This is a genomic window from Pareuzebyella sediminis, from assembly GCF_008367235.1.
Classification (GTDB): Bacteria; Bacteroidota; Bacteroidia; order Flavobacteriales; family Flavobacteriaceae; genus Pareuzebyella; species Pareuzebyella sediminis.
On the sequence record NZ_VTZS01000002.1, the window covers coordinates 689,955 to 701,705 of the forward strand.

Annotated in this window: 10 protein-coding genes; 6 read left to right on the forward strand and 4 right to left on the reverse strand. The window is 41.8% G+C overall.

Features of this window, described 5'->3' with window-relative positions; all coding sequences use genetic code 11:
* Positions 1 to 137: 137 nt before the first annotated feature.
* The 3 genes from F2B13_RS09600 to F2B13_RS09610 form a co-directional block, all read right to left on the reverse strand.
* The gene (locus F2B13_RS09600; RefSeq protein WP_149274867.1) at positions 138 to 2,657 is read right to left on the reverse strand and encodes a TonB-dependent receptor; all 2,520 of its coding nucleotides are present in this window, start codon (positions 2,655 to 2,657) and stop codon (positions 138 to 140) included.
* Positions 2,638 to 3,549, reverse strand: coding sequence for a FecR family protein (locus F2B13_RS09605; protein ID WP_149274868.1), 912 nt, complete (start codon positions 3,547 to 3,549; stop codon positions 2,638 to 2,640). The genes F2B13_RS09600 and F2B13_RS09605 overlap by 20 nt, the downstream gene beginning before the upstream one ends.
* Before the next feature lie 134 nt (positions 3,550 to 3,683).
* Positions 3,684 to 4,196 carry an RNA polymerase sigma factor gene (locus tag F2B13_RS09610; protein WP_149274869.1) on the reverse strand — a complete coding sequence of 171 codons (513 nt, stop codon included), beginning with the start codon at positions 4,194 to 4,196 and terminating at the stop codon, positions 3,684 to 3,686.
* Between the two features lie 107 nt (positions 4,197 to 4,303).
* On the opposite strand from F2B13_RS09610, the gene F2B13_RS09615 reads away from it, so the two are divergent.
* The 5 genes from F2B13_RS09615 (at position 4,304) to F2B13_RS09635 (ending at position 10,107) form a co-directional block, all read left to right on the forward strand.
* Positions 4,304 to 5,677 (forward strand): hypothetical protein, encoded by a 1,374-nt coding sequence (locus F2B13_RS09615; protein ID WP_149274870.1) that lies wholly within the window; start codon positions 4,304 to 4,306, stop codon positions 5,675 to 5,677.
* 33 nt (positions 5,678 to 5,710) lie between these two features.
* Complete coding sequence (locus F2B13_RS09620; RefSeq protein ID WP_232625213.1) at positions 5,711 to 6,169, forward strand: hypothetical protein; 459 nt, start codon at positions 5,711 to 5,713, stop codon at positions 6,167 to 6,169.
* A gap of 219 nt (positions 6,170 to 6,388) precedes the next feature.
* Positions 6,389 to 7,726, forward strand: a complete 1,338-nt coding sequence (gene ffh, locus F2B13_RS09625; RefSeq protein ID WP_149274871.1) for a signal recognition particle protein — start codon at positions 6,389 to 6,391, stop codon at positions 7,724 to 7,726.
* Between the two features lie 138 nt (positions 7,727 to 7,864).
* A complete protein-coding gene (gene folD, locus F2B13_RS09630) occupies positions 7,865 to 8,749 on the forward strand; it encodes a bifunctional methylenetetrahydrofolate dehydrogenase/methenyltetrahydrofolate cyclohydrolase FolD (RefSeq protein ID WP_149274872.1) in 885 nt (294 codons plus the stop codon).
* Positions 8,750 to 9,051: 302 nt separating this feature from the next.
* Complete coding sequence (locus F2B13_RS09635) at positions 9,052 to 10,107, forward strand: sensor histidine kinase (RefSeq protein ID WP_149274873.1); 1,056 nt, start codon at positions 9,052 to 9,054, stop codon at positions 10,105 to 10,107.
* Positions 10,108 to 10,121: 14 nt separating this feature from the next.
* Here the strand turns inward: F2B13_RS09635 and F2B13_RS20395 are convergent, their stop codons facing one another.
* Positions 10,122 to 10,268: a hypothetical protein gene (locus tag F2B13_RS20395; RefSeq protein WP_198439731.1), complete on the reverse strand. Its 147-nt coding sequence runs from the start codon at positions 10,266 to 10,268 to the stop codon at positions 10,122 to 10,124.
* A 119-nt stretch (positions 10,269 to 10,387) separates the two neighbouring features.
* Here F2B13_RS20395 and F2B13_RS09640 point away from each other — a divergent pair, with 119 nt between their 5' ends.
* Positions 10,388 to 11,692 carry an MFS transporter gene (locus F2B13_RS09640; RefSeq protein WP_149274874.1) on the forward strand — a complete coding sequence of 435 codons (1,305 nt, stop codon included), beginning with the start codon at positions 10,388 to 10,390 and terminating at the stop codon, positions 11,690 to 11,692.
* Positions 11,693 to 11,751: the final 59 nt, after the last annotated feature.

Below are 11,751 nucleotides of genomic sequence, written 5' to 3' on the forward strand. Positions count from 1 at the left end.
ATTTGGAATACAACTATCAAAGTTTGAAAAGTAGTAATAATAAGTGCATCTAAAAAGTCAACGTTATAATTTTTAAACGTATTGACTGCCGGATAAAATGGTCGATTACATTAGTACTATAGCAAATCCGTGAAGCATTAAAATCGCAAACGTAAGCTGGCATTGGGGGTAAGACCAAGCGATACATTTTCGATTTTCTCTATTTCATCGTTCTCGTCAAGTTGGTAAAAGGTATCGAGAATATTGCTTCTACTGGCAAGGTTCAACACTGAAACGCCAAAAGAGGCCTTCATCCTTCTGCCCAGTTCAAATTGGTAGACGGCCGACGCATCGGCACGTAAATATTCGGGTAGTCGATTACTATTGGGTTCCTTGTAGTTGATGCGATAAGGGTAAAAAGTTGTATCAATAGGGTCTGTCCAATCTGGTTCGGTGTACGGCTTTCCAGATCTATAATTCAGGCCAATACCAAACTTGAAACGTTCTAAGGTATAGGTGCCCGCCAAGGTGGCCGTGTGTCTGATATCTAAGTTGTTCGGGAAGTTTGGCGGTACGATGTCCGGAAAGCTATAGTCGTTATTGTTATACGTATAACTGGCCCAAATACTATAAGAGCTGGTTTTGGCATTGATTAAAAATTCAAAACCCTTGACCGTGTATTTACCGATCTCTCCGTTAAACTGGTTTTGGTTCTGAAAGCCTTGGGTCACGGTACTGATGCCCTCTACGTCTTTATAAAAACCTTCAAGACCTACATAGAAATTTTCCTCATCAAAGTGGATGCCAAGGGATCCGTGTTTGCTTTGTGTCACCGGAAGTACGTCTTCATCTGAAACGAGCCACCTTCTTTTTTCTATGCCTAAAAAATCTTGTTCCAAGTCGATGACCTGATTGATGGCCTGACTTTTGAACTCTCCTAGCAGTTGTAATTTTAAGGCCCTTGTGATACTGTAACTTAAGCTTAACCGAGGCTCGACCAAAAACTTCTGAAAAGCATTGGGGTTTTCCAACAGGGTACATCTAAGCCCGCCCCGGGCAAACCATTTTTGGGTGTCCGATCTGTAGCTCATCTCCGAAAATAGTGCATTTTTTTGAATGACGTCGCGTTCATTGCTTTGGTAAGGGGGCTGAGTAACGTCGGTCTTATTGGTAATTCCGGTCTCGCTGAAGGCGTAGCCATTGAGCCACTGTAGTTGGTCATTGATTATATAGTTGGTGTTTAGTTGTAAGGCAGTTTCCTGAACCTGATTGTTCTGAAATAAAATCTGTCTTGAATTTGACGAAATATTACGCGCATCAAGGTTGTATTGGGTATAGTAGGCGTTCAAAAACGTAGAAAGCTTTTCGTTCCAATGACTTCTTAGACTCCCCCCGAAAGAAAGGTTGGTCTGGTCAAGGGCACTTTGTGTTACCCTATTGTCTTCCATATGGCGTTCGGTAAAATCAAGAAGGTTGTTGATGTTTATAAAACTAAACCGAAGCTTATGTTTTTCGTTGAAGTCGTATAATAACTTGCCGGTAAAATCATAGAAATAAAAATTGTTTTCTTGGGTGACATCACTGTTTTCAAATACCCGCTTGAAAAAACGATCATAGGTCGGGGTGGCTATTAAATCCGTTAGGGAACGTCTCGCCGAAAATTGAATGGCCAGTTTATCGTTGAGAGGTACTTGTGCATATGCATCGCCCCCTATCAAATTAAGACCTGCTCCCCCGAAATACTTTTCGGCAATTTTATCTTGAGTACGCATATCGATAATGCCACTCACACCACCACCGTACTGGGCACTGGTTCCGTTTTTAATCAGTGTAACTTGATCGGTCAAATAGGGGTTAAAGGCAGAAATGAGACCGAAAAAGTGCCCTGATTGGTACATTTTGATGCCATCCCATAAGATGAGGTTTTGATCGTTGGTGCCTCCCCGAATATTGATATCGGATACGGTCTCGTCCACACTTTTTATACCGGGTAGGGCTTGTACGGTTTGCAATACATCAGGTTCTATTAACCCGGGAAGGATGCCGAACTTTTCGCTGTTCATCTGTAAACTACCATCAGTTTGTTGGATAAGCCCTTTAGTTAAAAATTCGTAGACGACGACCTCTTCTAATTGTTGATAGAATTGAGCCAATAGTAGGGTGGCACAGGAATCTCTTGAAATGAGCGCTTCGACTGCGACGAATAATGTCTTAAACCCCATAAATTTGATTTGAACATAGGCGTCTCTAGGTACGTTGGTTAGATAAAAATTACCATTTTCATCAGTAACCGTAGCTTTTGCCGTGCCCAAGATCTCTACGGTGGCACCGCTAACCGTATTCTGTTCAAAATTGTCCAATACCTGGGCACAGATATTTACGGTCTTGGTCTTGGTCACCGCATAATAGCGATCGTTAAGTTTTTGAATTTGAAGCTGTGTCTGATATTCGATGTCGTTTAAGGTGGCATCCAAGGTAGAGGCCTTAGGGACACTGATCCAAATATTCTTCAAGTCATTGTCGGCATAGGAAAATTTGACATCGAAATTGTGTTCCAGTTCTTGGATGAAATCAATAAGTGGAGTTCGGGAGCCGTTTTCTTGGCCTTTCACGATGGTAACGAGAAAAAGCGCTATACCCAGAAGGGGAAGAAAAAAATTATGGTTTCTTATCGCCATAGAAGAGCACTTTGCCACCCTCTAAGGTGTACTTAATTTGCGAGGGTGCCGCTATACTCTTTAACGCAAGATTTTTATCGGTATTGCTAAAAGTACCTGTAAACAGTTGGTCTGTATCTACATTTTTTGTTTCTACCGAAATATTATGTTGACGCTCAAATTCATCGATAACAAATCGAAGCGGAACGCTTTTAAATGAGCTTTCATGGTTAACCCATGAGGGTTGTGTGGTATTTGGTGCGGCGCTTTCCACAATTTTACCGCTGATGGCCATAAACGAAGTGCCTGCAGGTAATTTGGTTTCGTTGCCATCGAAGGTTACACTCACCAAACCTTCGAAACAAGTGACTTCAAAGAAATCCTTTCTATACACTACATTGAACTGGGTGCCCAAAACGGCTATAGTACCGGCCTTTGTGTCAACCGTAAACTTTTTGCCCTTGGCCACTTTGAAAAACGCCTCTCCCTTCAGTTTGACATTTCGTTCTTCATCCCATTTTCCATCGCTATAAGACAGTTCGGAATCAGCATTCAACAATACGGTCGAGGTGTCGGGGAGTTCAATTTGTTCATTCTCTGCATACTGCGTAGTATAATGTTCATCAAGTGTGTTCAGATAAAAATAGGAGGCTGTAATAATAACCGCTATAGCAGCTGCGATTCGCAAGAACTTTTTGAAAGGATGCAATTGTACCACTTTCTTACTATGCAAGGTTTGCTTGTTTTTAATAGCACGTAATGCCTCCTCCATATCGTAATCGGGGGGCTCCAACGTACCTGTGACTTGTAGAATTCGCTGATAGGAGGCATACTCTTCGGATTTTTTGAATTCCGAAAGCTCCTCTTCAGTGAGTTCGTTGTTCAGCCATTTTGCCAAGTAATTTTCTTGCATGATCTCTACCTTTGTACCTTAATAACAACTCATTATGAAAAAACCCTACCCAAATTCGTTTTTGAAAGTTTTGGGATTATATCTCTAAATGCATTTTAACTAGGGGCAAGGTTTACTATTTAATCTTGTAAAGTCTAAATGCCATCGATTTGTTCCCGTAAGGCTTTTAAGGCCAGATGCATTCTTTTTTCGATGGCCTTTATACTTACACCCTCCATTTCCGCAATTTCCGCATACTTCTTTCCGTCGATACGGTTTAACAAAAAAGTGCTTCGCTGGTTTTCGGGGAGACTGTTCAGCGCTCGGTCCAACTTCTCTTTGAACTCATTTTCTTCCATAATAAACTCTGGTGATTCATGAGTCGTTTTTAAGGTTTTGTCGGCATACTTCAAACGCACCTTTTCAGCCTTAAGTACATTTAAATACAGATTGTTCGCTACCGTATATACATACGCCTTAGCCTTCTCGGGTGCAACCTTTGCACAGTTTTCCCACAATTTAAGAAAAGCCTCCTGAACGGCATCATGGGCTTTTTCTTCGTTTCCGAATTTATAATATATGTAGTTGAAAACCGTTTTAGAATTACTTTTGAAGATGGTATCGAACACCAGTTCTTCACAAACATGGTCTGTTTTTTCGGTTTTCAAAGACGTGGTTTTCCCCAAAGATATTTGAAAAAACCCAAACAAGGCAAGTAGGGTATTTTAAAATTGGGTTGTTTTAGGGTTGAAGTAATAATAAATTCCAAATCATTATGAAAAAGTATTTTAAATTTTCGCTGTTTGCCTTCCTACTGGGTACAGCATTGACATTTATCGCATGCCAGAAAGAAGAGCCTTTTCAGGAAGACTTTGATGAAGAGCAAACGCTAACCGCCACCTCGGCCACCGTTAACTTGATGAAACGTACCGTGGCCAATGACGGATCATACGATAATATTATTGATGGTGCGAGTTGTTTTGATATCCGATTTCCCTATACCGTTGAAGTTAATGGCCTAGAGGTCAAAATTAACGAAATGGAAGATTTGGAAACCGTAGAGAAAATTATGGATGCTGTTGACGGTGTCGAAGCCGTAATGGAAATATTCTTTCCTATCACCATAACGATGGCTGACTATACAGAGCTTACAATCAGTGGTATCGAAGAGTTGGAAAAACTTGCCGAGAATTGCGTCGAAGGGGGGAGCGATGATGATATTGAGTGTATTGATATCATCTATCCCGTAACACTCTTCACTTTCAATACCGGCTTACAACAGACTGGAAGTGTAACTGCAGAGAGTGACCTACAGATGAGACGTTTCTTTGCCGGGCTCGGGGAGAATGAGCTGGTAAGCTTCGATTTCCCCTTGTCGTTTGAATTGTACGACGATACAAAGGTGACGGTGAACACTAACGCAGAATTAGCGGCGGCAATCGAGCGGGCCAAGGAGGCCTGTGACGAAGATGATGATAACGATCATAATGACGATGATTTTACCGAGGAGCGTTTAGACAATCTGCTGATGGAATGTCCTTGGGAAGTTGCCAAGTTGGAACGGAAGTATTATGATAATTCGGACCAATATAGGGAATATATACTCTTATTTAAGGAAGAAGGTGTAGTACTTGCCGACAACGGATATGGCCACACTATGGAAGGGCACTGGAGTACTGAAGTTTCAGATTTTAGGGTCGTCCTTAATGTCGAATTCGAAAATGCCCCTGATTTTAATGAGAACTGGTACGTCTATGAGATGGATGAAGGAAAAATCAAACTCTTTTCAGGAGACGAAGACGGAATCGTATTGGAACTATACTGTGAATATGAGCCTGAAATATGTACGGCCGACGCCATTCGAGATCGATTGAGCTATTGCCGATGGAAAATTACCGACCAGGAAGGTAGTTTCTTTGAGGACCTCAATATCGATTTTTCAAATAACAATATTCATGTGCACACTACTACTGACGTCGTGGTCGATGAAGGAAACTGGTCGCTCTCAGGTGAAACGGTAACCTTTGCCGATTTAAGTATGACCCTTTCGAATTATATCGGTGATTGGATCGTTATCGAATGCGCGCTCGAACATTTGAAATTAAAGCGTGGCGATGAAATTATTATGCTGATCAGAGATTGCGAGTAAATACTTGCTAAACCTTAATTTAAATCGAATACGATGAAAAAAATAATTTATTTGACCCTTGGAGCCATTTTGTTTCTCGGATGTTCCAAAGATGATAACGATACACAAGGAGAGATTACCTCGGGAGATATCGATGCGATAAAATCTACGGCCCAAAGTGGTGAATGGCATGTTTCCAGTTATTTGGATTCCGGTAATGACGAAACCAACGCATATGCGGGGTATCGTTTCACATTCGGACCCAATGGTGTTTTGGGCGTAACCGATGGAAATACTGCACTTTCAGGGGCGTGGTCGATTACTACATCCGATAGCGATGATGATAGTAGCGAAGATGATATTGATTTCAACATCATCTTTAACGGCTCAGAGCTTTTTGAGGAACTCAGTGACGATTGGGATATGGTAAAATATTCCGATGCCAAAATAGAACTTTTTGATGTCAGTGGTGGAGACGGTACGACCGACTATCTGACGTTCGAAAAAATGTAACCGCATTCTTTGCCTACTATTTTTGCCCCACTTTTGTAAGTAAGGCACCCATGTCGTCATGGGTGCCTTCTTCTTTTTAGCACCTATTTTTTTATTATATGGTATATCTTAAGAACAATTATTGGGATTGTCGTATACATCGATGTACTTTTTCGATAATGCCTCTTTTTTTCCCTTGGTTATTCTTAAATTTGCCTTTCTTCAAAAGCTAACAATACGATGTTCGATAGTCTAAGTGAAAAATTGGATAAAGCCTTACACACCCTTAGGGGACATGGGCAGATCACCGAAATAAATGTAGCGGAAACCACGAAGGAGGTCCGAAGGGCCTTATTGGATGCCGACGTCAATTTTAAAATAGCCAAGGAATTTACCAATCGGGTAAAGGAAAGGGCCCTGGGTCAAAACGTACTTACAACCTTGCAGCCGGGCCAATTAATGGTCAAAATCGTCAAGGATGAGTTGACCGAGTTGATGGGTGGGGAGAGCGAAGGGATACATCTTGCCGGCTCCCCTTCGATAATTTTAATGTCGGGCCTTCAGGGTTCTGGTAAAACGACTTTCTCAGGGAAGCTTGCGAACTTTCTAAAGACCAAAAAATCGAAAAAGCCATTGCTCGTGGCCTGTGATGTCTACAGACCTGCGGCCATCGACCAATTGCACGTGGTCGGCGAACAAATTGGGGTGGAAGTCTATTCTGACCGTGAAAACAGCGATCCAGTCGCTATTGCAGAAGCTGCGATTGCCAAGGCTAAGGCTGAAGGTTTTAATGTGGTGATTATTGATACCGCTGGGCGTTTGGCTGTGGATCAGAAGATGATGGATGAAATATCGAACATCCATTCGGCAATTCAGCCTCAAGAGACCTTATTCGTTGTCGATTCCATGACCGGTCAAGATGCCGTCAATACGGCAAAGGCCTTCAATGATGTACTTAATTTTGACGGGGTCATTTTAACGAAACTCGATGGGGATACTCGTGGCGGGGCGGCGATTTCTATTAAGTCGGTTGTAGACAAGCCCATAAAGTTCATCGGTACCGGTGAGAAGATGGAAGCTATCGATGTGTTCTACCCTTCCCGTATGGCCGATCGAATCTTGGGCATGGGCGATGTGGTTTCTCTTGTAGAAAGGGCACAAGAACAGTTCGATGAGGAGGAGGCCCGGAAAATTCAAAAGAAAATTGCCAAGAATAAATTTGGCTTTGATGATTTCCTTTCGCAGATACAGCAGATCAAGAAAATGGGAAACCTCAAAGACCTGATGGGTATGATTCCTGGAGCTGGAAAGGCATTAAAAGGACTCGATATAGACGATGATGCCTTTAAACATATCGAGGCCATTATTCATTCGATGACCCCTGACGAACGGTCGAACCCCTCCATATTGAACCATAGCCGTAAAAAACGAATTGCAAAGGGAAGCGGAAGAGATGTTAAGGAGGTCAATCAACTCTTGAAACAGTTCGATCAGATGGGCAAGATGATGAAGATGATGCAAGGAGGCGGCGGAAAGAAAATGATGCAGATGATGGGGGCCATGAAAGGCATGAAGTAATTTTAAAAGTTTAAGTGCGAGAACGAAATAGCGACTAGAATTTTGGGATTTCTCCCATAGCGTTCATATGACAGGGTCATATGGATACGAATGATTTTATGATCGATAGGCCACCGCCATGAATACTAAATATTTAGAATGGTAATTTTAGACGGAAAAAAAATATCTAACGAGATCAAGGAAGAAATTGCTGCAGAAGTTTCTCAAATGAAAGAGCGCGGTGAAAAGGTGCCCCATTTGGCAGCGGTTCTCGTGGGCAATGACGGTGCTAGCTTGACCTATGTAGGGAGCAAAGTACGCTCGTGTAAAAAAATCGGTTTTGAATCCACGCTGATTCATTTACCGGAAGAAACTACCGAGGACGAATTGTTGAAAAAAGTACATCAACTGAATACGGATGACTCGATTGATGGATACATCGTTCAGCTTCCCCTACCTAAGCACATCGATGAACAAAAAGTACTTATGGCCGTAGACCCCGATAAGGATGTGGACGGGTTCCACCCGGTGAATTTTGGAAAGATGGCCCTGGATATGGAGTCTTTCATTTCCGCAACCCCTTTCGGTATCATGGAGCTTTTACGACGCTATAAGGTCGATACTGAAGGTAAACATGTAGTGGTAATCGGTAGAAGCCATATCGTAGGCAGACCTATAAGTATTCTTATGAGTCAAAAGGGAGAGGCAGCCAACTGTACGGTTACATTAACCCATAGTAGAACAAAGAATATGACCGAGCTGACCCTGCAGGCCGATATTATCGTCTCCGCTTTGGGCGTTCCCCATTTTTTAAAGGAAGATATGGTTAAAGACGGGGTGGTCATCATCGATGTTGGTATTACTCGGGTTCCCGATGAAAGCAAGGAAAGGGGATATTACATTGCCGGAGATGTTGATTTTGAGTCAGTAAGTAAAAAGGCTTCTTTTATTACTCCAGTTCCTGGGGGTGTTGGCCCTATGACCATTGCCATGCTGTTGAAGAATACCTTATTGGCTCGGGAAAGGCATAGAAACATTAAATAATATAAGCTGTACGCTGGCTGCTCTTCCGACTTAAACCTTTTAATTTTCTAGTTTTGTTGTCTTAGCAAGGGTGAGGCACCGTCTTTTAGGTACTAGGGATAGATTGCGTTTCTTTACTTCTTAAGATTCGATGATATCATTTCGATTCAAGAATGAATTAAATCTTTTGCCGAAAGACTAATATGAAGGTTTTGAGCGTTATTTACCCAAGCGTGGTGGTGAGGTCTTGTATCCAACTTGAGAACAACATATAACACGCTTTAAATGAGTACTAATAGGAGTTCTCGAATTACTAGATTTCTATGAACCTTCAGCTCGAACCATTCTTTGACCTCTCCATGGATTGCCTCTGTATAGCCAATTACGAGGGCTATTTTCAGAAGGTTAACCCTGCTTTTAGACAACTTTTAGGGTATTCAGAAGAAGAATTGCTTTCCACATTGATAGCCGACTTTATTTATGAAGACGATAAAGAACGAACGGCGGTTATCAGGCAAGGTTTAAAAAATAACAGGCCCTTGGTCAATTTTGAGAATCGGTACATTAGTAAATCGGGTGAGAAGGTCTGGCTTCAATGGACTTCAATTCCATTGCAGAATGAGCAACTGATATATGCAATAGCGAAAGACGTGACCTTTAAAAAAGAATTGGATAATGAGCGTAACTCTCAATTGAGCCATCTATCTAAAGTCAATAACGAGCTAAAACAATTAAGCTATACAACTTCCCACGATTTAAGATCACCGGTCAATAATTTACTTTCAATGGTAGATCTGATTGATATGACTAAAATTGATGATGAGGATACTATCGAATTGTTGAGTTTTATACGTCTATCGGCTGATGGACTGAGGTCTTCCCTGAATTCTTTTGTCGATGTCTTAAAAAAAAATGAAGGGTTGAAGGAAAAAGTGGAAGAAGTTTTTTTTGATGAAGTTCTTTCAAAAGTAAAAAGCGCAATTAGCACTTTGATAAGACAGACAAACACTACCTTCAATGTGGATTTCTCAGGGTTGAGAAGTGTGGCCTTCGTTTCCGCTTATATGGAAAGTATTTTTCTTAATCTGATAACAAATTCTATTAAATATGCCCGCCCTGATGAGGCCTCTATCATTAATATCAAGACAACAGTGAAAAACGGCGAGAAGACTTTTACATTCTCTGATAATGGTCTTGGTTTCGATATGGCTAAAGTAGGTCATCGGATCTTCAATTTGAACCAAACCTTTCACGATAATGAAGATAGTAAGGGAGTGGGTCTGTACTTAGTACATAATCAAGTTACTAAGCTAGGTGGTACTATCGACGTTAATAGTAAGGTTAATACCGGAACTACCTTTACCATCAAGTTTGAATGAAAGTCTAGTCATTCTTAGGAAGGCTGTCGAGGAGGGTTCATGCCGGTAATCACCGTGTCGCCTGGCTTGATAACTTCTATATCGTTACTGTCATCTATACTGCAGTTGCCCATAGTCAGAATTGTGATGAAAATAAAGGCTATTCGTAGTGCTTTTTTCATTGATTCCAGATTGAGATCTAATATACCATTAACGCCCAAACGTCAATTTCAGTATAGATTTTCCCTAATCTTGGCGCCTTAGATTCACAAAAACGATACTTTTGCAGCTTTTCCAATAGATGTCTAGTAACCGATTTTCACTTGTCGATCCATCGAAAAGCCCCATATTCTATGGCTATGTGATTCTTTTGGTGGGAACCCTAGGGATTTATTGCAGTATACCGGGGCAAACCATTGGGGTATCGGTATTTACCGATCCCGTAAAGGATGCGCTAGGCCTATCGCGCAATCAATTCAGTAATGCATATATGATTGGAACTATTTGTAGTTCCTTGGTCATCGGCAGGGCGGGGGTCTGGTTTGACCGCTATGGTGCGCGATACGTAGCGTTTTTTGCGGCGCTTGTTTTGGCCCTAGCATTGCTCCTCTGCTCTTGGTCGGTTCACATGAGCGAATTTGTTAAGCGGGTTTTGGCCGTTGATACTTGGGTCGTTCCCTTTACCATTATAACAGTGCTTTTCTTTATGCTTCGATTTTCTGGTCAAGGAGTACTCACAATGGCTTCCCGCAACGTGATTATGATATGGTTCGATAAGAATCGTGGCAAGGTAAATGCTATTAGCAGTGTGGCCATTTCCTTTGGGTTTTCATCTTCACCGTTGTGGGTGAACGCATTGATCGAAGGGTACGGTTGGCAAATAGCATGGCAGCTATTGGCAATGGGCCTAGTAGCTTTTAGTTTTTTAGTACTTCAGTTCTACAAGAACAAACCAGAGGAACACGGTTTGGTGCCTGATGGTTCTAAATTTGTAGATAATGCAACCGAGGAGAAAACCGCACCACTAGCCAAGCAATATACGCTTAAGGAAGCGCAGGGAACCAGGGCTTTTTGGATGTACGGCCTTATGCTGGCCTTCAATAGTTTTTTCATCACCGGACTTACCTTTCATGTGGTCTCCGTTTTTGCAAGTGAAGGATTTCCTAAAGAGGATGCCATATCAATTTTTTTGCCTGCCTCGGTAGTGGCCGTATCCGTATCTACCATCTTTAATTTTTTGAGCGATTACCTCAAATTGAAGCTGTATCTGTATCTTATGATTCTGGGCGGCATAATGGCTTCCGTAGGATTTTTATTGTTGTCGACCGCAATCGGTGTACCTTTATTGATTGGAGGTTTCGGAATTTTGGGTGGTTTTTTCGCCGTGCTCAATGCCATTGTTTGGCCTCGGTTTTACGGAAGAAACCATCTTGGAGCGATTACAGGTAAAATCATGTCTTTTCTAATTTCTGGAAGTGCCTTGGCTCCGCCTATCTTCAGCCTTTGTTTTACCACCTTTGGGTCCTATCGCTTGCTAGGATATCTTGGTTTGGCCTTTTTGCTTTTTTTGGCTTTAGCGTCTATACGGGCGAATAATCCCCAATAGTGTAAACTGCGCACGAAAGGGTTTGCTTTTTGGCTAGAAATCGCTACCTTTTGATGAAA

Excerpts from the sequence above, each read along its gene's own strand:
- F2B13_RS09620 (WP_232625213.1), top strand. The coding sequence starts at position 5,711 with ATGAAAAAAATAATTTATTTGACCCTTGGAGCCATTTTGTTTCTCGGA.
- ffh (WP_149274871.1), top strand. The coding sequence starts at position 6,389 with ATGTTCGATAGTCTAAGTGAAAAATTGGATAAAGCCTTACACACCCTT.
- folD (WP_149274872.1), top strand. The coding sequence starts at position 7,865 with ATGGTAATTTTAGACGGAAAAAAAATATCTAACGAGATCAAGGAAGAA.
- F2B13_RS09605 (WP_149274868.1), bottom strand. The coding sequence starts at position 3,549 with ATGCAAGAAAATTACTTGGCAAAATGGCTGAACAACGAACTCACTGAA.
- F2B13_RS09635 (WP_149274873.1), top strand. The coding sequence starts at position 9,052 with ATGAACCTTCAGCTCGAACCATTCTTTGACCTCTCCATGGATTGCCTC.
- F2B13_RS09600 (WP_149274867.1), bottom strand. The coding sequence starts at position 2,657 with ATGGCGATAAGAAACCATAATTTTTTTCTTCCCCTTCTGGGTATAGCG.
- F2B13_RS09615 (WP_149274870.1), top strand. The coding sequence starts at position 4,304 with ATGAAAAAGTATTTTAAATTTTCGCTGTTTGCCTTCCTACTGGGTACA.
- F2B13_RS09640 (WP_149274874.1), top strand. The coding sequence starts at position 10,388 with ATGTCTAGTAACCGATTTTCACTTGTCGATCCATCGAAAAGCCCCATA.
- F2B13_RS20395 (WP_198439731.1), bottom strand. The coding sequence starts at position 10,268 with ATGAAAAAAGCACTACGAATAGCCTTTATTTTCATCACAATTCTGACT.